The organism is Actinomadura scrupuli (assembly GCF_050971785.1).
GTDB lineage: Bacteria > Actinomycetota > Actinomycetes > Streptosporangiales > Streptosporangiaceae > Actinomadura_E > Actinomadura_E scrupuli.
This window is the reverse complement of sequence record NZ_JBPCCU010000004.1, coordinates 445,171-465,615: the sequence shown is the minus strand read 5'-3', so window position 1 is coordinate 465,615 and position 20,445 is coordinate 445,171. Positions and strand designations below refer to the sequence as shown.

General features: G+C 70.7%; 16 protein-coding genes and 19 tRNA genes. 12 read left to right on the top strand and 23 right to left on the bottom strand.

Annotated elements, in window-relative coordinates; all coding sequences use genetic code 11:
• The first annotated feature begins 257 nt into the window (after positions 1 to 257).
• The 7 genes from ACRYCC_RS21445 (at position 258) to ACRYCC_RS21415 (ending at position 5,411) form a co-directional block, all read left to right on the top strand.
• Positions 258 to 761, top strand: a complete 504-nt coding sequence (locus ACRYCC_RS21445; RefSeq protein WP_433814637.1) for a VOC family protein — start codon at positions 258 to 260, stop codon at positions 759 to 761.
• Positions 758 to 1,588: an SDR family oxidoreductase gene (locus ACRYCC_RS21440; protein WP_433814635.1), complete on the top strand. Its 831-nt coding sequence runs from the start codon at positions 758 to 760 to the stop codon at positions 1,586 to 1,588. Before ACRYCC_RS21445 ends, ACRYCC_RS21440 begins: the two co-directional genes overlap by 4 nt.
• A 42-nt stretch (positions 1,589 to 1,630) precedes the next feature.
• Complete coding sequence (locus ACRYCC_RS21435; RefSeq protein WP_433814633.1) at positions 1,631 to 2,623, top strand: LLM class flavin-dependent oxidoreductase; 993 nt, start codon at positions 1,631 to 1,633, stop codon at positions 2,621 to 2,623.
• A gap of 29 nt (positions 2,624 to 2,652) precedes the next feature.
• Positions 2,653 to 3,015, top strand: a complete 363-nt coding sequence (locus tag ACRYCC_RS21430; protein ID WP_433814631.1) for a metalloregulator ArsR/SmtB family transcription factor — start codon at positions 2,653 to 2,655, stop codon at positions 3,013 to 3,015.
• Positions 3,012 to 3,512 (top strand): SRPBCC family protein, encoded by a 501-nt coding sequence (locus tag ACRYCC_RS21425; protein WP_433814629.1) that lies wholly within the window; start codon positions 3,012 to 3,014, stop codon positions 3,510 to 3,512. The genes ACRYCC_RS21430 and ACRYCC_RS21425 overlap by 4 nt, the downstream gene beginning before the upstream one ends.
• Before the next feature lie 281 nt (positions 3,513 to 3,793).
• On the top strand, positions 3,794 to 4,357 hold the full coding sequence (locus ACRYCC_RS21420) for a type 1 glutamine amidotransferase domain-containing protein (protein WP_433814628.1): 564 nt from the start codon (positions 3,794 to 3,796) through the stop codon (positions 4,355 to 4,357).
• A 148-nt stretch (positions 4,358 to 4,505) separates the two neighbouring features.
• Complete coding sequence (locus ACRYCC_RS21415) at positions 4,506 to 5,411, top strand: EamA family transporter (protein ID WP_433814626.1); 906 nt, start codon at positions 4,506 to 4,508, stop codon at positions 5,409 to 5,411.
• A 116-nt stretch (positions 5,412 to 5,527) separates the two neighbouring features.
• Here the strand turns inward: ACRYCC_RS21415 and ACRYCC_RS21410 are convergent.
• The 19 genes from ACRYCC_RS21410 to ACRYCC_RS21320 all read right to left on the bottom strand — a co-directional run bounded on the left by ACRYCC_RS21410 (position 5,528) and on the right by ACRYCC_RS21320 (position 7,886).
• Positions 5,528 to 5,603, bottom strand: a tRNA-Arg gene (locus ACRYCC_RS21410).
• 88 nt (positions 5,604 to 5,691) lie between these two features.
• A tRNA-Arg gene (locus tag ACRYCC_RS21405) sits at positions 5,692 to 5,764 on the bottom strand.
• A 65-nt stretch (positions 5,765 to 5,829) separates the two neighbouring features.
• Positions 5,830 to 5,903: transfer RNA gene (locus ACRYCC_RS21400), tRNA-Val, on the bottom strand.
• 59 nt (positions 5,904 to 5,962) lie between these two features.
• Positions 5,963 to 6,036 (bottom strand) — tRNA-Arg (locus ACRYCC_RS21395).
• A gap of 1 nt (position 6,037) precedes the next feature.
• A tRNA-Asp gene (locus tag ACRYCC_RS21390) sits at positions 6,038 to 6,113 on the bottom strand.
• Between the two features lie 96 nt (positions 6,114 to 6,209).
• Positions 6,210 to 6,284, bottom strand: a tRNA-Asn gene (locus tag ACRYCC_RS21385).
• 1 nt (position 6,285) lies between these two features.
• Positions 6,286 to 6,364: transfer RNA gene (locus ACRYCC_RS21380), tRNA-Met, on the bottom strand.
• Between the two features lies 1 nt (position 6,365).
• A tRNA-Glu gene (locus tag ACRYCC_RS21375) sits at positions 6,366 to 6,437 on the bottom strand.
• Positions 6,438 to 6,477: 40 nt separating this feature from the next.
• Positions 6,478 to 6,551, bottom strand: a tRNA-Lys gene (locus tag ACRYCC_RS21370).
• A gap of 10 nt (positions 6,552 to 6,561) precedes the next feature.
• A tRNA-Ser gene (locus ACRYCC_RS21365) sits at positions 6,562 to 6,650 on the bottom strand.
• Between the two features lie 98 nt (positions 6,651 to 6,748).
• Positions 6,749 to 6,823, bottom strand: a tRNA-Ile gene (locus tag ACRYCC_RS21360).
• Positions 6,824 to 6,848: 25 nt separating this feature from the next.
• Positions 6,849 to 6,942: transfer RNA gene (locus ACRYCC_RS21355), tRNA-Ser, on the bottom strand.
• A gap of 5 nt (positions 6,943 to 6,947) precedes the next feature.
• Positions 6,948 to 7,022, bottom strand: a tRNA-Leu gene (locus ACRYCC_RS21350).
• A 1-nt stretch (position 7,023) separates the two neighbouring features.
• A tRNA-Gly gene (locus ACRYCC_RS21345) sits at positions 7,024 to 7,098 on the bottom strand.
• 86 nt (positions 7,099 to 7,184) lie between these two features.
• A tRNA-Leu gene (locus ACRYCC_RS21340) sits at positions 7,185 to 7,259 on the bottom strand.
• Between the two features lie 79 nt (positions 7,260 to 7,338).
• Positions 7,339 to 7,410, bottom strand: a tRNA-Gln gene (locus ACRYCC_RS21335).
• Positions 7,411 to 7,414: 4 nt separating this feature from the next.
• Positions 7,415 to 7,498 (bottom strand) — tRNA-Leu (locus ACRYCC_RS21330).
• Between the two features lie 158 nt (positions 7,499 to 7,656).
• Positions 7,657 to 7,728: transfer RNA gene (locus ACRYCC_RS21325), tRNA-Gly, on the bottom strand.
• A gap of 86 nt (positions 7,729 to 7,814) precedes the next feature.
• Positions 7,815 to 7,886 (bottom strand) — tRNA-Ala (locus tag ACRYCC_RS21320).
• A 1,109-nt stretch (positions 7,887 to 8,995) separates the two neighbouring features.
• On the opposite strand from ACRYCC_RS21320, the gene ACRYCC_RS21315 reads away from it, so the two are divergent.
• Positions 8,996 to 10,729, top strand: coding sequence for an LTA synthase family protein (locus ACRYCC_RS21315; RefSeq protein ID WP_433814624.1), 1,734 nt, complete (start codon positions 8,996 to 8,998; stop codon positions 10,727 to 10,729).
• 84 nt (positions 10,730 to 10,813) lie between these two features.
• Here ACRYCC_RS21315 and ACRYCC_RS21310 read toward each other — a convergent pair whose 3' ends face one another.
• Together ACRYCC_RS21310 and ACRYCC_RS21305 are read right to left on the bottom strand one after the other, a co-directional pair.
• Complete coding sequence (locus tag ACRYCC_RS21310) at positions 10,814 to 11,161, bottom strand: hypothetical protein (RefSeq protein WP_433814623.1); 348 nt, start codon at positions 11,159 to 11,161, stop codon at positions 10,814 to 10,816.
• Between the two features lie 268 nt (positions 11,162 to 11,429).
• The gene (locus ACRYCC_RS21305; protein ID WP_433814621.1) at positions 11,430 to 12,377 is read right to left on the bottom strand and encodes a GNAT family N-acetyltransferase; all 948 of its coding nucleotides are present in this window, start codon (positions 12,375 to 12,377) and stop codon (positions 11,430 to 11,432) included.
• A gap of 194 nt (positions 12,378 to 12,571) precedes the next feature.
• Between ACRYCC_RS21305 and ACRYCC_RS21300 the strand changes: the two genes are divergently transcribed.
• From ACRYCC_RS21300 to ACRYCC_RS21290, 3 genes are all read left to right on the top strand, one after another.
• Positions 12,572 to 13,285: a pyrimidine reductase family protein gene (locus tag ACRYCC_RS21300; protein WP_433815037.1), complete on the top strand. Its 714-nt coding sequence runs from the start codon at positions 12,572 to 12,574 to the stop codon at positions 13,283 to 13,285.
• Positions 13,286 to 13,374: 89 nt separating this feature from the next.
• Positions 13,375 to 14,256 (top strand): LysR family transcriptional regulator, encoded by an 882-nt coding sequence (locus ACRYCC_RS21295; RefSeq protein ID WP_433814620.1) that lies wholly within the window; start codon positions 13,375 to 13,377, stop codon positions 14,254 to 14,256.
• Positions 14,257 to 14,381: 125 nt separating this feature from the next.
• Complete coding sequence (locus ACRYCC_RS21290; protein ID WP_433814618.1) at positions 14,382 to 15,902, top strand: M4 family metallopeptidase; 1,521 nt, start codon at positions 14,382 to 14,384, stop codon at positions 15,900 to 15,902.
• A gap of 83 nt (positions 15,903 to 15,985) precedes the next feature.
• On the opposite strand, the gene ACRYCC_RS21285 is transcribed toward ACRYCC_RS21290, so the two are convergent.
• Complete coding sequence (locus tag ACRYCC_RS21285) at positions 15,986 to 18,673, bottom strand: ATP-binding protein (protein ID WP_433814616.1); 2,688 nt, start codon at positions 18,671 to 18,673, stop codon at positions 15,986 to 15,988.
• 144 nt (positions 18,674 to 18,817) lie between these two features.
• Complete coding sequence (locus tag ACRYCC_RS21280) at positions 18,818 to 19,234, bottom strand: YchJ family protein (protein ID WP_433814615.1); 417 nt, start codon at positions 19,232 to 19,234, stop codon at positions 18,818 to 18,820.
• Between the two features lie 544 nt (positions 19,235 to 19,778).
• Here ACRYCC_RS21280 and ACRYCC_RS21275 point away from each other — a divergent pair.
• Positions 19,779 to 20,438 carry a response regulator gene (locus ACRYCC_RS21275; protein WP_490885253.1) on the top strand — a complete coding sequence of 220 codons (660 nt, stop codon included), beginning with the start codon at positions 19,779 to 19,781 and terminating at the stop codon, positions 20,436 to 20,438.
• Positions 20,439 to 20,445: the final 7 nt, after the last annotated feature.

Sequence of the window (20,445 nt, the reverse complement as noted above, 5' to 3'; positions counted from 1 at the left end):
GCACCGCGGTCTCGAACTCCGACGCCGTTGCGCTCCCCTTCCGCGCGTGAGAACATGATTCTCCTGTAAAAGAATGTGTTTCTCGCAGCGAGCCGCCCCGCTCGCTCGACCCCACCGCAGAGGGAGACCCCGTTGGAACCGGTGCCCGACCCCGATCGCCGAGTCCCCGTCGACCTCCACTTCGGCGACCCCCACGGCCGCGGGCCCGCTGCCGGCGGTGAGAACGGCGCCGGAACGGGCGGCCGGGTGGCCAGGTCATGAAGGCCGAGGACCAGTTCCATATCGGCCTCGTCGTCGAGGACTTCGAAGCGACGATGGCCGAGTTCTCCTCCCTGCCCGGGTACGAGTGGTGCGACGAGGTCGGCGGACGGATCGAGGTGACGCTGCCGGCCGGTGACGTGGTCCTCGACCTGCGCTGCGCGTACTCGCTGACATCGCCTCGGCTGGAGATCGTCCGGCGCATCCCCGGGACCCTGTGGGAGCCGGCCGCCTCCGGCATCCACCACGTCGGCTACTGGTCTGACGACGTCGCCGCGGACTCCGCCGAGCTCACCCGCCGCGGGTTCGTGACCGAGGCGACGCGTACGGGTCCCGACGGCGCCCCGTTCTTCGCCTTCCACCGCAGCCCGACCGGCTTCCGGATCGAGCTCGTGACCCGGCTGGCACAGCCGGGGCTCGAGCGGTACTGGACCGGTCCGCGCGAGCCCGTCGCCACCCTCACCCCGGATCACCGGGCCGACGACGGGGGGAAGCCCGCATGACGACCGTGGGCATCGCGACCGGCGCCGGTCGCGGGATGGGACTCGCCTGTGCGCGGCGGCTCGCCGGCACGGTGGACACCCTGCTGCTCGTCGACCGGGACGAGGCGACCGTGACCGCGGCGGCCAAGGACCTGTCGGCGGCCGGCGGTGACGTCGAGCCGTTCGTCCTCGACATCACCGACCGCGACGGCCTTGCCCGGCTCGCCGCTCGCACCGGTGAACTCGGCACCCTCCGGGCCGTCGCCCATGCCGCGGGCATCTCCCCGACCATGGCCGACTGGCGTCGCATCCTCGTCGTGGATCTCGTCGGGACCGCGATGCTGGCCGAGGCGCTCCGCCCGCTCGCCACCGCCGGGACGGCGATGGTGTGCTTCGCCTCGATGGCGCCGCTGCTCGGCGGCACCGGGCCCGATCCCGTCGCCGACGCGGTCCTGGACGACCCGCTCGACGAGCGTTTCCTCGAGCGGCTCCACGACGCCGTCGGGCCGGGCATCGAGGAGACCGGAACGGCCTACGCCTGGGCCAAGCGCGGCGTGCACCGGTACGTGCAGCAGGAGGCGGTGCGGCTCGGACCGGCCGGCGCCCGGATCTGCTCGGTCTCCCCCGGCATCATCGACACCCCCCAAGGGCAGCAGGAGGCCGCGAACCACCCCAGCATGGACATCCTCGTGCGACAGACCCCGCTCGGCCGTACGGGCCGTCCCGAAGAGGTCGCCGCCGTCGTCGCCTTCGCGTTGTCGGCCGAAGCCGGCTTCCTCACCGGTACCGACATCCTCATCGACGGCGGCGTGTGCGCCGCCGTGCGCGGCCGGGCCGGCCGGCGGTAAGCCCCTTCCCATCCTCCTCATGTGGCACGGCGACGCAGATCGGTGGCTGACGATGCGGGCCTCGACGGGCCGGACCGGCGAATGACCGGCGTCGAGTTCGGCATCCACCTGCCGCAGGTCGCCCTGGGGTTCGACGACATCCTCGGGCGGGCGCTCGAGTGCGAGCGTCTCGGCTACGACTCGCTGTGGCTGTTCGACCACCTCTACGCCCCGGGCCTGCCCTCGGCCGCGTCGTACGAGGGATGGACGCTCGCGACGGCGCTGCTCGCGCGGACGTCACGGCTGCGGGTGGGGCATCTGGTCACCTGCAACAACTTCCGGCACCCCGCGCTGCTGGCCAGGATGGCGACCACGCTCGACGTCATCTCCGGCGGCCGGGTCGAACTGGGCATCGGCAGCGGCTCCTACGAACAGGAGCACCGCGAGTCCGGGCTGCCGTGGGGCCCGGCGGCAGAGCGCGGGGAGCGGCTGGCCGAAGCGCTCGAGATCATCACCCGGATGTTCCACGCGCCCGTCACGACGTTCGAAGGCCGCCACTACACCGTTCGCGGCCTGCCCAACGTGCCGGGACCGGTGCAGCAGCCGGGGCCGAGGATCCACATCGGCGGCGCCGGCCCGAGGCTCACGCTGCCGCTCGTGGCCCGCTACGCGGACGTCTGGAACATACCGACGTACGCCCTCGGCCGGATCGCCGAGCTGACCGGCGCGTTGGACGCCGAGTGTGAGCGGATCGGGCGGGATCCGCGCTCGGTGCACCGGTCGGTCCAAGGCGTGCTCGCGGTCGCGCCCGCGCACCGGCTGGAGGAGGCCATCGCCCGGGCACGCCGTCATTACGGCATGCCGGGGTACGAGTTGGACGCCGGCGGCTTCACGGGCACTCCCGCACAGGTCACGGACCGGATCGCAGAACTCGTCGAAGCCGGCTTCACCTCGTTCGTCTTCATCACGCACGACCGTGCGAGCGCCGAGACGCTCCAGCTGTTCGCGGACGAGGTCATCCCGCATTTCGCCCGGGCAAGGCTTCCGGAGGCCTGACACGTAACCAATGGGTTACACTTCCGGGTGTGGACGAGGTGGCCGGGGCGATCGGGGATCCCGTACGACGGGAGATCCTGGTCATGCTGCGTGACGGGCGGCTGTCCGCCGGGCAGATCGCCGGGCGTTTCCAGATCAGCAGGCCCGCCGTGAGCCGCCACCTGCGGGTCCTCCGGCAGAGCGGGCTGATCCACGACGAGCTCGTGGGCAGGCAACGGCTCTACGAGCTCGACCCCGGGCAGTTCACCGAGCTCGTCTCGTGGCTCGCCCAGTTCGCCCGGCCCGTGGACTGGGAGCACCGCCTCGACGCACTGGAGACAGAGGTCTACCGGACCCGCCGCGAACGCCGCGCACGCGATGCCGCGGACCAAGAAGAGGAGAACACGGCATGAACCGTTTCCCCACCGGCCGGCTGTTTCGCAACAGCACCGGAAGCGATCTCGTCCTCACCCGGACCTTCCGGGCGCCCGCCGAGGACGTGTGGGCCGGCCTGACCGAACCCGACCGCACCGCCCGCTGGTTCGGGCCCTGGGAGGGCGACGCCGCGCCCGGCCGGACCATCAAGGTGCAGATGGCGTACGAGGACGAGGCGCCGTGGTTCGAGCTGCACATCGACGCGTGCGATCCCCCGCGGCGGCTGGCCGTGTCGACGACCGACGAAGCCGGGAGCTGGCGGATGGAACTGCTGCTGACCGAAGCGAACGGCGCGACCGAACTGCGGCTCGTGCACCATCTCGACACCGAGGACCACCTCGGCGAGGTCGGCCCCGGCTGGGAGTACTACCTCGACATGCTCACGGCCGCTCGCGACGGCTCGCCCAGGCCCGACTTCGACGACTACTACCCGGCGATGAAACCGTACTTCGACGAACTGTCCACCCGGGCGTGACCGGACCGGCGCGCTCACGTGCCTTCGCGCTGGTCAGGCCGGGGTCGCCGTAGGTCCGGGGGCTATCATGGAAGGTGATTCCAGACGGCTCCGCAGGGGCGGCGGACCACCGTCACCCCGCTGCTGGAGCCGGTCCGACCACCGCTGCATCGCCCGGATCAACGCCACATAGGTGGCTGACCGGCCGATCCGGATACCGAGGTGAAGCCGGTTCCGGAGACCACCGTGCGGCCGGCCCGGACACCGCCGCGGTGCCGACGCCAACCACGGTAGGAGGAGTCATGGCTCACGAACTACACGGCCGGAAGATCGCCATCCTTGCGACGGACGGCGTGGAGCGGGTCGAGCTGGAGCAGCCGAGAGGGGCGCTCTACGGAGCGGGCGCGAAATCCGAGTTGCTGTCCCTCCACCCCGGTGAGATCCAGGCCCGGCAGTGGGATATGAACGCGGCCGGCACGTTCGCCGTCGACCGGCTGGTCTCCGATGCCTCACCCGACGACTACGACGCCCTTCTCCTGCCCGGCGGGACCGTGAACCCGGACCAGCTGCGAATGAACCGGGATGCCGTCGGCTTCGTGAAGGCGTTCGTCGCCTCGGGCAAGCCCGTCGCGGCGATCTGCCACGGTCCCTGGACCCTGGTCGAGGCCGACGCCGTACGAGGCCGCAGGCTCACCTCCTGGCCGAGCATCCGTACCGATCTCCGCAATGCCGGGGCGGAGGTCGTCGACGAGGAGGTGGTGGTCGACGGGCAGTTCACGACCAGCCGTTCACCCGCCGACCTGCCGGCCTTCTGCATGGCGATCGTGGAGCAGTTCGCCAGGTCCGAGCATCGAGTGGCGGGGTAGCCGCGCACGAGGTGGTGATCCGCCCCGCCCCTGCGTCGATGCAGGTCGCACTCGCCCGCATTGACGTGCGGGGCCGGCGTGCCCGGACCCCCGAGTGAGCGGGAGGCCGTTGCCGTCCGCCGCGGCCCTCCCGCTATCGTCGGGACCGGTGGTCACCGGTCGACGTGCACGCTCGAGCGCCGCGATCGCGTGCGCGCTCCTGATTCTCGGCGCGTCGCTGTGCGTTCAGCTGTCGGCCGCGATCGCCAAGGGGCTGCTCGGCACGGTCGGCACCGTCGGCGTGAGCGGACTGCGGATGGCGATCGCCGCGCTGGTGCTGCTGGTGCTGACCCGGCCGGCGCTGCGGGGGCGGCCCCGGCGGGAGTGGGCCGGCATCGTGCTGTACGGCGCGGCGATGGCCGCGATGAACGTCTTGTTCTACAACGCCGTCGCGAACCTCCCGCTCGGCATCGCGGTGACGCTGGAGTTCCTGGGGCCGTTCCTCGTGGCGTTTCTCGGTACGCGCACCCGGTGGGAGTCGGTGTTCCCGCTGGCGGCGCTGGCCGGGGTGGCACTGATCAGTGACCCGACGGGCAGCATGACCGCCGTGGGCCTGGCCTGGGGGCTGGGCGCGGCCGTGGCCTTCGGCGGCTACACGGTGCTCGCCGGTCACGTGGGGCGCGCCTCGTCCGGCTTCTCCGGCCTGGCGCTGTCGGTCACCGTCGGGGCCCTGGTGCTGGCGCCGTTCTCGGCTGCGGCCGTGCCCCGGGTGTCAGGGACGGGCGGATGGCCGGTACTCGCCGCGTCCGGGATCATCGGTGTGGCGGTCGCCTTCGGCTTCACCTACACCGCGACCCGGCTGACCTCTCCCCGGGTGACCGGGACCCTGCTGGCCGTGGATCCGGCGATGGGCGCGCTGATCGGGGCGCTGGTGCTCGACGAGCGTCTCACCGGCCCGGCCGGGCTGGGCATCGCGCTGGTCGTGGTGTCCGGCGCCGCGGTCACCTGGCTCGCCGGGGCGCGACGCGGCGAGCCGGCGCTCCGGCCGGACCGGAGCCCCGGTCGGCCGGTCTGACCCGGAGGTCACCGGCGCGAGCCCTCGCCGATCGGTCGGCGGCTCCTGCCGCAGGCCCGGCGGACCGTGCGGGCAGGGTCTTTCGTTACTCCCAGTGGACTCACACACCCGAAAGGCCGGCCCGGCAGGACTCGAACCCGCACCGTGTCACCGCGTAGGAGGCGGCCGCTCTGTCCGTTGAGCTACGAGCCGTTGGAAGCGCGGACGGGAATCGAACCCGAGATCGGTCGGCTTTGCAGACCGCCGCCCGCACCAGCGAGAACCGCGCCAGGACCCATCGCGCCCCCAGCAGGAGTCGAACCCGCTACACCCCGGTCCGAAGCCGGGTGCTCTGTCCATTGAGCTATGAGGGCGGAACTCGGCGTGCCGCGGGCTGCGCCACGACCACCGTGCGGCGCTTCGCCTGGCGGAGCGCCGGTCGACCGAGCAGGATTCGAACCTGCGACCCGCTGTTTGTAGGACAGCCGCTCTGGCCTGCTGAGCTACCGGTCGTCGATCGGGCGGATGCGGGTCCATGCCGCGACGGGTCGCCGCGGCATGGACCGCACCGGTGTCCTCAGCCGGATTCGAACCGGCGACCTACCGCTTCGGAAGCGGTTGCTCTGTCCAGCTGAGCTACAAGGACCTGGCACTCACGACCGGACTCGAACCGGCACCGTCTGCCTCGACAGGGCAGCGCTCTGACCATTGAGCTACGTGAGCAGGAGCGGCCCCGCCCGATGTCCGTCACGGAGACCGGCGGCTTCGCGCGCCGACCTTCGCGCGCCCCGGCACGAGGCCCTGCCGGGTGGATCAGAGTGGCTGCGGCGGCTGGATTCGAACCAGCACCGGCGGGATTAACAATCCCGGGTCCTGCCGTTAGACGACACCGCACTGGTGGCGCAGGCCGGATTCGAACCGGCGATCTCGGGCTCATGAGGCCCACGGGGACGGCCGAACTCCCCCACTGCGCGGTAGCTCCTGCGGGACTCGAACCCGCTCCGCGAGGGTGAAAACCTCGCAACCTAACCCATGGTCGAAGGAGCCTTGCCGGTTTCCCGGCTGAGCCGAAGGGCTCTGCGTTGCGTGCCGTCCAGAGGACTCGAACCCCTTCACTCCGGCTTAAAAGGCCGGTGCCCAGACCTGTCGGGCGCGAACGGCGCGAACTGTGCGGAGGGAGCGAGGATCGAACTCGCACGGGGCAGAGCCCCCAATGGTTTTCGAGACCACGGCCGTCGCCATCCGTCGGCTGGCCCCTCCAGTGCGGAAGGTCAGGGACTCGCACCCTGAACACGGCATGCAGCCGTGCCACGTCGCTTCCGACGACGCTCCTCGTCTGGCCGGACACCTTCCCCGCGTCCTCCGAGCTGGATTTGAACCAGCGAATCCCGCCGTATCAGAGCGGCGCCTTGACCGGGCTTGGCCATCGGAGGCCGGAATTCCGCGCACGGAATTCCTTGGCGGCGAGGGTGGGATTCGAACCCACGGACGACCGGTTGAGCCGCCACACCCTTAGCAGGAGTGCCCGATAAGCCATCTCTGGCACCTCGCCGTGCGTACCGTTCCCGGGACTCGAACCCGGACTGCCCAGATCCTGAATCTGGTGCCTCCTGCCAATTGGGCTAGAACGGCGTGGAGCGGGCGACGGGATTCGAACCCGCCCTTCGACCGTGGCATGGTCGTGTGCGGCCAATAACACTTCACCCACCTGAAGAGCCCTTCCCCGGTGCCGACCCGGGCGGCCCGTCCCTACCAAGGACGAGCGGACGCCGATCCGAAGGGCCTTTCCCCGCGTACGTCCGGCCGGATTCGAACCGGCATCCTCCTGGCCCTCGACCAGGCGCCTCTACCAGATTGGGCTACGAACGCTTGGAGCCGCCGCCCGGTGCCGACCCGGGCCGTCCCGCCTTACGAGGGCGGTCGCACCACCGGGTGCTCGGCGGCCTCGCTGCTGGAGCAGGGTTCGAACCTGCGTCGCGTGATCCAGAGTCACGTGTCCTGCCGTCTGGACGATCCAGCATCGGTACGGGAACCCGGATTCGAACCGGGACGAGCGGGTGCTCGCCGGGGTTTGGGCCCGGTGCGGCTGCCTGTTTCGCCATTCCCGCGTGCCTCCGGCCACATCACTCGCCGGTTCCGGAGGTCGTACCGCCCCGGGGTCTCGAACCCCGCCAGCCCGGAGTAAGAGTCCGGGGCCCGTCCCGCCGGGCGCGAGCGGCCTGATCAGCCGATCGATCGCCGTATCGAGCCATCGATCGCCGTACCGAGCCGTAGCGGGGACTCGAACCCCGTCCGTCTCCTTGGAAGGGAGGCGCCTTACCTGTTCGGCTTCTACGGCGGAGGAACGTGCCCGGCCCGCTGCTCCGGTGCCCGGCCGTTCGCGTGCTCCCGGACGTAGGAGACCTCGTCCTCCAGAGCACTCCGTGGACCAACCGGGACTCGAACCCGGAACTTCTGCTTGCAAGGCAGACGTGATGCCGTTGTCACCACCGGCCCAGATCGCCCTGGCCCGGGCGCCGTGATGGGGCGTCCGGCCAGGGCTCCGCCGACCGTGGTTCCGGCCCCGTCCGTGACGGGGGGACCGGCGGCACCCGACGAGCGTCGGGTGTGCCGGGGTCGGCGGCCATCTCGTCAGGGAACATCGTGCCGTTCCCGGACTTGGTGTGCTTGTCCACTGTGGAGTTCTCAATCCGGGCAAGGCCCGGGCAGTTCCTCCGCCCGGAGGCGGGGTGTCGCATGGGTGGAAGGAGTCGAACCCTCTCGCGCCGGATTTGGAAGCCGGGCTCCTGCCGTCGGTTCACCCACTCGCTGATCGGATCGTCGGCCGGAAAAATGCTCGGGGGCATGAAAAAGGCCGCCCCGGGACGTCTCCCCTGGGGCGGCCTCTGGTCGGACCGGATTCGGCCGCTACCCAGAGGCACCGTCGGGGGTGACGTCGCCGCCACGCCATTCACACGCTGACGCATTCAGCGCGGTCAACTGACTGATCACTTTGGTGCTTCCTTCGTGTCGCCGGGGCGGTGTCCCCGCTTATGGGTTCTAGAATGCATCTTCGGCGAGGAGATCGCCAATGGTTTTTTCGGGCGATCCCGGCGGTCGTTTCACCGGCGAGCATTCCGTCTCCCTTAGAGGAGGTCGCCGCCGCGTGGGTTCCCTCGATTCGGCTCGGCGATGCGGGCCGGGGTGCGCCACCCGGACTTCCAGCTGGAGGCCGCCGCTCCCCGGGTGGCGGATCCGTCTCCCGGCCACGTCCCGCCCCTGGGTGAACCGGACATGAACCGGAAGTGAACCGGCCTGCCGTGCGCCCCGTACTTCCGGTCGAATCCCGCTGCCGGTACGGAGCAGACCCGACACCCGCCCTCCGGAGGACGCGATGAGGAACCCGCGCGATCTCATCGAGACCACGAACACAGGGCCGGGCCGGCCATGCCCGGATCGGCCGGCGGCCGGACCGGATCGGCACCGCCGGCCCGTCCGCGCGGCAGCGGCCGGCGTTCGCGGCGGTGACCGCACGAACGCGCTTCGCACCCGGGAGCCTCCCCTTCGCTGAGGTGCCGGAGACCCGAGAGCCCTGCTGAGCACGGACGATTTTCCCGGAGGACGATGTGACGACGGACGGCCGCCTGGACCACAAGCCGGATGAAGACGCCGCAGGCGGCCCCGCCGGTGCCCCGCCCGAGGACGAGGTGGCGGGCGACGAGGTGGCGGGCGGCTCCGCCGGCCGCCGGGGAGTGCGCCGGGTCGCGGTGTGGGTGATGACCGTCCTGGCGGCTCTGCTGGTGTTGTTCGCCCTGATCGCTCCGACCAGGGTCGATCAGCTCACCCCCGCGGCGTTCGTGCGCATCCCGGTGGAGGTGTTCTTCGGCGTCGCCGTGATCCTGGTCCTGCCGGCCAGGCTGCGGCGCGTGGTGGTGACGCTCGCCGGGCTGGCGCTCGGTGCGGTGACCATCGTGAAGATCGCGGACCTCGGCTTCTCCGAGTTCCTGGACCGGCCCTTCGATCTGGTGCTGGACTGGACCCTGCTCCAGGACGGTGTGGAGTTCCTGGGATCCTCGGTCGGCCAGGCCGGGGCGATCGGCACCGTGGTCGGCGTGGTGGTCCTCCTCGTCGCCGTGCTCGTCCTCATGACGCTGTCGGTGCTGCGCCTGACCCGCCTGGCGGTCCGGCACGACACCGTCGCGGCCGGCGGTGCCACCGCGCTCGGTGCCGTCTGGGTGACGTGCGCCGTGTTCGGAGCGCAGATCGTCCCGGGCGTGCCCGTCGCCTCCAAGGGCGCGGTCGGGCTCGTCTACCGCCATGCGGCCCAGGTACGCGCCGGTCTGCGGGACCAGAAGGTGTTCGCAGCGCAGGCCGCCGTCGACGCCTTCCGCAACACTCCGGGCAAGGACCTGCTGACCGGCCTGCGCGGCAAGGACGTCGTCGTCGCCTTCGTCGAGAGCTACGGACGCTCCGCGGTCGAGGACCCGCAGCTGGCACCTCGGGTCGACGCGGTGCTCGACGCCGGGACCCGGCGGCTGGCCGCGGCCGGGTTCTCCTCCCGCAGCGCCTTCCTCACCTCACCGACGTACGGAAGCGGCAGCTGGCTGGCCCACTCCACCCTGATGTCCGGCCTGTGGATCAACAACCAGCAGCGCTACCGCACCCTCGTCGCCAGCGATCGCCTGACCCTCAACGGCGCCTTCCGGCGCGCGAGCTGGCGGTCGGTCGCCGTCGTGCCGGGGGTCACCCGGGCCTGGCCCGAAAGCTCGTTCTTCGGCTTCGACAAGATCTACACCTCCCGTGACTTCGGATATCACGGCCCGCGCTTCAGCTGGGCCACCATGCCCGATCAGTACACTCTGTCGACCTTCCAGCGCCTCGAACGCGCGGCACCGGGCCACGCCCCGATCATGGCGGAAATGCCGCTGCTCTCCAGCCACGCACCCTGGGCGCCCCTCCCCAAGGAGGTCGGCTGGAACGAACTCGGCGACGGCACGATCTTCAATGCCCAGGCCGCGGCCGGCTCGCGGCCGAAGACCGTATGGCACGACCGCAACCGGATCCGCGCCGCGTACCGGCAGTCCGTCGAATACTCGCTCGGCAGCCTCATCTCCTACGTCCAGACCTACGGCGACGACAACCTCGTGCTCGTGTTCCTCGGCGACCACCAGCCCGGCCGGGTCGTCACCGGCGACAACGCCAGCCGAGACGTTCCCATCACGCTCGTCGCCCGTGACAAGGCCGTTCTGGACCGCATCTCCGGATGGGGATGGCAGGACGGCCTCAATCCCGGCCCGGCGGCCCCGGTCTGGAAGATGAGCGCCTTCCGCGATCAGTTCCTCACCGCCTTCGGGCGCTAGGCCGGCGGCGAGGAATCCGAGCCGGGCCAGGCCGCCGCCGGACGGCGGCGGCCTGGAGGTACCCGGCCGAACTGCGCCGGCCGGCTACGACGACGGGCACATGCTCTTGTAGCCCTGCATATACCCGACGGCCCAACCGCGCGAGTACATGGTGGCGCCGGGCACGGCGCTCCTGAGGTGCCGGTGCGTGGAACGGCTCCGCTTGTTCTTGCAGTCCAGGCCGCCGTCCCGGACGCCCTGCCGCATCCCGGCCCGGAATCCGATGTTCCAGTTGTCGTCCATGGGACGCCCCTGGAGCGCCTGCGCGGCGGCGGTGCCCACCGCCTCGTGCGAGCCCGGAGCGGCGAAGGCCTGCGGGGCTTCGACCAGCGCGATGGTCGCGGCGACGGGGAGCGCGGAAGCAAGCAGGATGAGGCGGCGTGTGCTGAGCATTGGCGCATCCTTTCTGCCCGGGCCGCCTGCGGATTGACATCCCGGCGGCCGTCCCTGGACCGAGGCGGACATATGTCGACGCCTCTTATCATCCATAAGAAACGACGAAAAATGCACAGTCAATGACAGGCGGAATAAACTTGCGGCAAACAAAAACAGGCCACTAATCTAGTTTAGGCAACATTGATGGTGAAATACGGAGGTCGTGATTTTCGCGTGACCCGTGTCGTGCGGGACGGCCGCCGCACGGCTCCCGGCCGCATGCGGCTCATCGGCCGGCGGGTGCCGAGAGGACCACGCAGAACTCCTGGACGCGGTAGCCGGCGCGTTCGAAGGCGGCTGCCATCGGCCGGTTGGTCACGTCGGTGGTGGCGGTGATCCGGCGCGCACCGTTCTGGGCGTGGAAGCGGGTGATCTCGGCGAGTATGTCGTCGATGTAGCGCCGGCCGCGGAGTTCGGGGACGACGCCGAGGTACCCGACGACCGGGCCGTAGACGCTGAGGTTGGGCATGGCCAGCCCCGCGAGTTCACCGTCCGCGGTACGGGCTAGCCGCCACCACTCCCGGTCACCGGGCATCTCGCGGTAGAGGTCCAGGTCCGCGCGGGCCTGTCGCTCGGCCCCGGACGCGGCGATTTTCCTGCGGGTCGTGACGTCGAGACTGCCGTCGGCGACCCTGCGGAGCGCGGACAGGAACACGTCGTCGCCGGGTTCGGGCCGGAAGATCAGCCGCCCGCTGGAGCCCGGCAGGCCGGCGGCCGGGGTCCACTCGTAGCGGAGCCGCTCGAGTTCGTCGGTGAGCCCGGCGCGTACGGCCGCCGCGCGCCGCCAGCCGAGCGCGGTGGTCACGGCGGGGTCGTCCCGCCGGCCGTTCGGCACGCTCAGGTCGTACCGGGGCGGTCGCCCGGCGCCCCGGGAGCGGAAGGCATCGTGTCCGGCCGCCAGCAGCCCGGCTGCCAGCCCGATGCGGTCGGGGACCGAGTCGTGGACGTACAGGCAGTCGAGCGCGAGCGGGTGCGCACCGGCGGGGCGCCCCCACCAGAGGGCGCGGGCCAGGATCCGGTCGCCGTCCTCGGCGATCCAGGTCCATTCGGGACGACATCGCCGGGCGGCGAGTTCCGCGCGGTAGCGGTCCGCGGGGATCCAGCCGACGGGCTCGGTGACCTCGCAGGCCAGAACGCGGTCGAGATCGTCCTCGGCCACGGAGCGGAACAGCATGCTGCCTCCAGGGGGCTGGGTGTGCGGCGCCCGTTCGCGCCGACGGGTACGTACCACCGGCCGGCTCACGGCGGCCCCGGGTCACGGCGGCCCCGGGTCAGGGCCGGGTCCCCGCTGGTGAGGCCTCTCGACCGGCCATACTGGTCGGATGCCGGCGGAGATCACAATGCCGGCGGGAGAGGGGCTTGAGCCGGATGGAAGGGCTTCGGTGCGGCATCGAGGACGTCGACCTCGCGGTCGCCTACGCCTACCCGAAGGACGGTCCATGGCTGCGCGCCAACATGATCACTAGTCTCGACGGGGCCGCGTGGCTCGACGAGCGGTCCGGCGGCCTCGGCGGGCCCGCCGACCAGCTGGTGTTCTCGACGCTCCGCGGGCTCGCGGACGCGATCATCGTCGGTGCCGGCACCGTCCGCACCGAGGACTACGGGCCCGTACGGTCCGCGCCGGGCTGGCACAGGCTGCGCACCGGCCGCTCCCCCGAGCCGAGGCTCGTCATCGTCTCGGGCCGCCTGGTCCTCGACCTGAACGCGCCGGTCTTCACCGAGTCCGCCGAGCCCCCGATCGTGATCACCTCGGCCGCCGCGCCCCCGGAACTGCGCCGTGCGGCGGCGGAGCACTGCGAGCTCATCGTCGCAGGCGACGAGCGTGTCGACCTTCCCGCGGCGCTGTCCGAACTGACCCGGCGGGGCTACCCCCGGACCCTGTGCGAAGGCGGCCCGAGGCTGCTCGCACAGATCACCGCCACCGGGCTGCTCGACGAGCTCTGCATGACCCTCAGCCCGCTGCTGACCGCCGGCGACGCCGCCCGCATCCTCGACGGGCCGGATCTGCCGAAGGTCGAGCGCCTCCGCCTCGGCCACGTCCTCACCGGCGAGGACTTCCTCTTTCTCCGCTACTCCCGGTGACGTAGTCGCCGGGCATCGGCATACCAGCACCGCCCGCCCGGGATCAGAAGCCGGGCAGCTGGTTCCCCCGGAAGCTAGAATCCATGGCCATGGATCTGAGGCAGCTGGAGTACTTCGTCGCGGTCGCCGAGGAGCAGAACTTCACCCGGGCCGCCGAGCGGGTGCACATCAGCCAGTCCGGCGTCAGCGCCCAGATCCGCCAGCTCGAACGCGAACTCGGCGCCGACCTGTTCGACCGCTCCGCACGCACCGCCACCCTCACCACCGCGGGAAGGGCCGCACTCGGACACGCCCGTGCCGCGCTCGCCGCCGCCGGGGCCGTCGGCCAGGCGGTGGGCGAGGTGACCGACCTCATCCGCGGCCGCCTCACCGTCGGGATGGTCATCGGCTGTACGCTCACGCCGCTGTTCGACGCGCTCTCCGCCTTCCATCAGGCCCATCCCGGCGTGGAGATCTCGCTGCTGGAGGACAACTCCGACCGGCTCACCGAGAGCGTGCGGGCGGGCACGCTCGACCTGGCCCTCATCGGAACGGCGACCGCCACCCCCGACGGGCTGGACGCGCTGACCATCATCAGCGAGCGGCTCGTCGCAGCGGTCCCGGCCGGGCACCCCCTGGCGAGCCGGCAGCGGGTCACCCTGCGCGACCTGGCCGCGCAGCCGATCGTGTGCATGCCGCCCGGCACCGGCCTGCGCACCGTGTTCGACCAGGCCTGCGCCGCACAGAACCTCCGACCGGTGATCGCGCTGCAGGCCAGCGCCGCCGACGCCATCGCCGACCTCGCCGCCCGCGGCCTGGCCGTCGCCATCCTCAGCGACTCGATGGCCGCGCGCTACCGCGACCGGCTCACCGCCCGCATCATCGACGACGTCGACACGCCCGCGCTGCTCGCCCTGATCTGGAAGGACACCCGAAGCCCCGCCGTACGCGAACTGCTCGCACACAGCCGCCGGGCCTTCACCGGCGCCTAGCGGGAAGGCCGGCCGCGAGCGCGCTCTTCCCTACGGCCCGCGCATCGCGCGCCGCTCACCGTTGCCATCCGCGGCCGCCGGGCGAGACCATGTCGGGACATCGGTGACTCGTGGGGGATGCGGCCATGGCGGGTATGGACATCGGGGCCGTGCTGGCCGCGTCCGCGGGGGCCGTCGCCGGTGGACTCGCCACCGCCGTCGGCGGTCTCGTGCGCAACCGCGGCAACGTCCGGACCGCCGCCCGGCTGATCTATGCGGAGCTCACGCGCAACGGCGCCGCCGTCGCCTACTTCCGGGTCAGCGGATCCTGGCCGATCACGACACTGGTGTACACCGCCTGGGACGAGCACGGGAAGGCGCTGGCGCAGATGCGCCGGAGCAGGGCGTTCGATGCCGTGCACCGTGGATACGCCGCCCTCGAAGCGGTGCAGTACATCGCGGTGGGCACCGGCCTCGCCGAATCCCAGAGCGGTGACCTGCTCGACCAGGCGGTGCAGGATCTGGCCGAGGCGGTGCGCGCGATCGGGGAGGTCGCCCAGATCCCCCGGAGCATGATGGAGGCCGAGGTCAAGCGCCTGTCCCTCGTCCCGCTGCCCGCCGAGTCCGCGGTGGGCCGGCTCACGCTGTCGGGAGCCGTACCGCCGTTCGTGCTGGCGGGGATCGTCGACCGCGGCGGGGTCGAGCTACAACTGACCGCGTCCAGATCTCAGGTGCCCGCGGCGGGACTCCAGCATTCGGGGCTGCCCGGCCCGGCCCGCGACGGGTCGGCCACCCGGATGCGGTTCTTGATCTACGGCGCGGCCCATCGGGAGTCGTTGGACGAGCTGACGCTGATCAGGTCGACCGGTGATCCGCCCACCGGCGATCCCGATGTCGACGACACCTACGACGCCATGGTCGCCACCCATGCCTTCGTCCGCGAGGTCCTGGTCCGCGAGTTCATCGGTCCCGACGAGAGACCGATGGCCGCGATCGTCCACTACGGCAACGAGTTCAACAACGCCTTCTGGAACGGCGAAATGATCGTCGTCGGTGACGGCGACGGCCACATCTTCCGCAGGTTCGGCGGATGCCCGGACATCATCGCCCACGAGCTGTTCCATGCCATGCCGGGCGTGGGCGACCTGACCTTCTGGGGCCAGAGCGGCGCGCTGGTGGAGTCCATCTGTGACGTCTTCGCCTCGCTGGTGATCCAGTACGGCCGCCGGCAGACGGCCGCGGAGGCCTCGTGGATCCTCGGCGAGAACCTTCTCGCGGAAGAGATCGCGGGTGCCGGGCTCCGCTCGCTCAAGGCACCCGGCACCGCCTACGACGACCCGGTGCTGGGCAAGGATCCGCAGGTGGGCCACATGGACGAGTACGTCGAGACCCGGACCGACAATGGCGGCGTCCATATCAACTGCGGCATTCCCAACCGGGCCTTCCATCTGCTCGCCACCGCGCTGGGCGGCCATGCCTGGGAGCGGGCCGGACGGATCTGGTACGAGGCCGTCACGGGTGCGGCCGGTCTCACCCAGCTGGACTTCCCCGGCTTCGCCGGCCGCACCATCGGCGCGGCCCGGCAGCACTACGGGGCCGGCAGCCCCGAGCTGCGGGCCACCCAGGAGGCCTGGCAGGCGGTCGGGGTCCGCACCCGGGCGTCCTGAACACGACGCCGCTCTCCGACCGGGACGACGCGATCCGCACCGCCGCCGCGGCACGGCCCCCGGTGAGGCGCCGACGACGGGCACTAGCGATGGGTACCCCTGACGAGCGCGTTGAGTTGGTCTTGCATGCGGTCGGCGTCGGAGAAGCGATGTTGCGCGCGCAGCAGGATGAGGGCCTGCTGCCAGGCGAGACGGGCCTCGGTGTCCTGACCCAGCGCGGCGTGAGCCTTTCCGAAATGGTCCAGCGTGTCGGCCTCGTCATAGGTGGCGCCCAGATCCCGGCACAGCGCCAGGGAACTCCGGTAGAAGGCCAGCGCGTCGGCGTACCGTCCGGAGTGATGGGCGATGTAGCCGAGATTGGTCAACGTGGCCGCCTGGCCCTGCTGGTTCTCGTACTCGCGAAAGAGCTTCAGCGCCCGCTCACAGCTGGTGTTGGCCTCGTGCAGATGGCCCAGCCTGGCCTGGTGCCAGCCCATCGCGTTCAGCGCCTCGGCCTCCCAGACGGGATTGTCCAGGGCCTGGAACAGCCGTACGGCGTTCTCGGCATGGGTCAGCGCCTGCTCGTCGTCGCTGTGCCCCCAGACCCAGGTGAGATCGTGGTGGGCGCGCGCCTCGCCGTGCAGATCGTTGATGTCTCTCGCGAGTTCGAGCGCCTGGTTCAGGTGGTCGGTCGCCTCGGCGTGCATCCCGGCACGGGCCGAAGCCTGTCCCAGGAGCCGGTGCGCGAGCGCCTGAACCGCCGGATCACCGAGCCGCTGTGCGGACGCCAGCCCGGCGTGCCAGGTGGCGAGCTGGTCGTGGAGGTGGCCCCGGCGCCAGAGATAGCCGTGCATCGTCCAGGCCAGCTGCCACACCAGCGTGTCCCAGCCGTGCTCCACCGCGGCCGCCTGAGCGGCGAGCAGGCAGGAATGCTCGACGTCGAACCAGGCCAGCGTCGATATGTCGTCATGCAGGGGCGGGAGCACGTAGGCGGTGGCGGGCTCTTCGATGTCGATCGGCTTGCGGTGCGGGTACAGGATCCTTTCGCCCAGGTGGCTGGCGTGAAGATAGAACGCGACAAGCCTCTGCAACGCCAGCTCGTTGCTGCCGGACGTGCCCGCGCGGTCGGCAGCGTAGAGCCGGATGAGATCGTGCATCCGGTACCGGCCCGGCGCGTACTGCTGGATCAGATGTGCGCTCTCGAGCTTGCGGAGCAGCACGCTCGTGCGGGCGAGGGGCAGTCCGGTGAGGGCGGCGGCGGCGGGCGGGCTGATGTCCAGGCCGGGAGCCAGGCCGAGCAACCGGAAGACGTTCGCGGTCTCGCGCTCCAGGGCCTGGTACGACCAGGACAGCACCGCCTTGAGGTTGGTGCTCAGCTCGCCCCCGTCGAGCACGTCGAGGCGGGCCGATTCGTGGTCGAGCTCCGCGGCCAGCATCGCCAGCGGGAAGTCCGAATGGATGGCGGCATAGGCGGCGAGGATCCCGAGCGCCAGGGGCAGTCCGGCACAGCAGTCCAGCAGCTTGGTCACGGCAGCGGGCTGGCCGGCGATTCGCTCGTGACCCAGCCGGGTGCTCAGCAGCTCCCTGGCGTCGACATCGTCGAGGACGTCGAGCACCAGTGGTTGTGCGCCGTGCGCGGTGACCAGGCCCGCGAGCTGGTTCCGGCTGGTGATCAGGACGGTACAGGTCGGGCTGCCCGGCAGGAGCGGGGTGACCTGGCTGCTGTCGTAGGCGTTGTCCAGGAGGATCAGCATCCGCCGGCCGGAGACCAGGCTGCGATACAGCGCGACCTGCGCGTCGGGGTCGACGGGGATCGCCCCCGGGTCGAGTTGCAGGGCGTCCAGGAAACCTCGGACGGCCATCGTCGAGGACATCGGTGAACCGGAGGGGTCGAAGCCGCGCAGGTTCACGTACAGCTGCCCGTCGGGGAAACGGTGCAGATTGCGGTGCGCCCAGTGCAGGGCCAGCCAGGTCTTCCCGATGCCGCCCATACCGCTGATCGCCGAGATGGTGACGGCGCCGCCGTACTCCGCCTTCACGTTCGCGAAGCTGGTGAGCTGGGCGAGCTCGCGCGCTCTCCCGGTGAACAGGCGAGGTGGCGCGGGAAGCTGCTGCGGCGCCCCGGGCTGTGACGACGGCGTGCTCTTCGCGTCGTCGGTGGGGCCGGGGCGCGGAGGCGGGTGCTCCAGCACCGTCGGGTCCGCCGGGAAGGGATGGTCCGGCAGCGACAGCCAGGCCGTCGTGCTGGTCTCCTTGACCACCACCCCGATCGGCCGGTACGTCGCTGCGTCGCCGCCCGGGCAGTGGCGCACGACCTCGTCGAAGAACCAGGAGGAGACGATCAGCGCCAGCACCCCGGAGGACTCGGCGAGCACCGCCTTGAGCGGTGGCGCGTCGACGAGGCGGAACGCGTGATTGATCGACGTGGCGGTGACCCCGTGGTCGTCGTAGTTGATCTCGCCCGCGTGCAGCGCCATGCGCAGCCGGATGCGCTCCTGCGGGGCGTGCGTACGGTTGTGCTCGATCAGCGCGCTGACCAGCGCGCCGGGCAGGGAGTCCACGAAGGGCGCCTTCGGCACGTCCGGCGGGACCAGGATGAACACACCGTCCCCGCGGTCCTCCCGCCCGCACCTGGCCCACGGAAGACCCGACGCCAGGAAGGCCTGCTCGAGACAGTGGTACAGGCCGCTGCGCACCGCCACCTGATCGAGGTTGGTCCGGCGCCGGTCGCCGAACCCCTCGACGTCGACGACGAAAATGGTGCGGTGTACTGCGGGTTGAGGTTGCGACATCAGGCCTCATGACACGGGGGCTGTCTGGCGGATATCGATCTTGAATTCAGTACGCCGACCGTGAGCCGACACCCCAGAGCGGTGGGTCCGGCTCTGCTGAAATCCATGCTAGACCTTCGGTCGGACGGGCAATGCGCATCAGGGCTACGTCGTCCGCTCCGGTGCCATGGGGCCGACGTACAGCCAGGTGCCGTCTCGCGCGACGAAGCGGCTGTGCTCCTCCAGGTGCCCGGGCCGCCCGCGCTCGAGATAGTGGGCGCGGAAGCGGACGGCTCCGTCGGTGTGGAAGGGGCTGCCGCCGGTGGTCTGGAGGATCTCCAGGCGCACCCACCGCAGGGTCTCGTCGAGGCCGACGCGCGGTGGCCGCGTCGCCGGGTGCCAGGTGCGCATGAGGTAGGCCTCGTCGCCCACGCTGAACGCGCTGAACCGCGAGCGCATGAGCCGCTCCGCGGTCGGCGCCTCGGCGTCCCCGCGGTGCAGGCGCCCGCAGCAGTCCTGGTACGGCGCGGGCAGCCCGCAGGGGCAATCCTCGGGGGCGGCGAACGGGCTGTGTTCGGGCATGCCCTGATTGTGCCCGTCGTCCGTCGGCGTGCGCACCGCGGGACACCGCTCGACGACTCCGCGAGACGGCGGCCGGCGAGCCCGGAGCATCACCTACCAGACAGGTAGGCATGGTCGATTTATCACCGACAACACAATCGCGGTCCCCGAATTTGTGACGACTTGAATAGGACCGCACACGGGCGGGGCCGCCGGGGCGCGAACACCGTATTATGGCGGGCCGATTTCGCGATGTGACGAACTTACCTCCTGTGGACCGCGAGATTTGCGGAGATCCGAAAAGCGTCACACTTTTCAGTAACGGTCCGCCGCATACCCGAGAGACGCGGCGGCGCCATTGATCAGCTTGACGCAGGGCAATCGTTAATTTACTCTGAGCGTCTGTTCGCCCATCAACTGAGAGCGTCAGGTGGTACCATGCATACAATTGGTTCCGCACAGACCTTACCGATCACACGCTATGTAATCGAACCCGGAATCACATATCACGCCTCTCGGAGATGACCGCAGGAGGACCATCGCTCCGGGACCACGGGAATGTCCCATGAAACGTAATGTGATTATGGGAAAGGCCAATGTGATTCGGGTATTGATCGCTGAAGGCGCGCACTTGATCCGCAGCGGTCTGGTCGCTCTCCTCGGCAACGAACAGGGAATCTCCGTCACCGGCGCGGTGGACTGCGGCAAGCGGCTCGTGGCCGCCGGCCGGGAGCACGAGCCGGACGTCGCGCTGATCGACGTCGACCTCACGGACATGGACGGGTTCACCGCGACCAGGATCCTGCGCGAGAAGGTGCCGGACTGCGCCGTCGTCATCATGGCCGGCCGGAAGCGACCAGGGGACCTGCGCCGCACGGTCACCGCCTGCGCGGACGGCTACGTCCTCAAGGACACCTCCCCGGCCGAGCTGGTGGACACGATCAGGCGGGTCGCGCGCGGAGAGCGGGTCATCGACGCGAATCTGGCGATCGCCGAGCTCTCCACCAAGCAGAGCCCGCTGACCCCCCGTGAGCTGGACGTCCTCGAGGTCGCCGCGGAGGGGGCCACGACCGGCGAGATCGCCGAACGGCTGTTCCTCTCCCGCGGGACGGTGCGCAACTACCTCTCCCGGACGCTGACGAAGATCGGCGCCAGGACCCGGGTGGACGCGGTGGCGATCGCCAAGCAGCACGGCTGGCTGTCGTCGCGGCACGACTACCCGTAGGATCCCG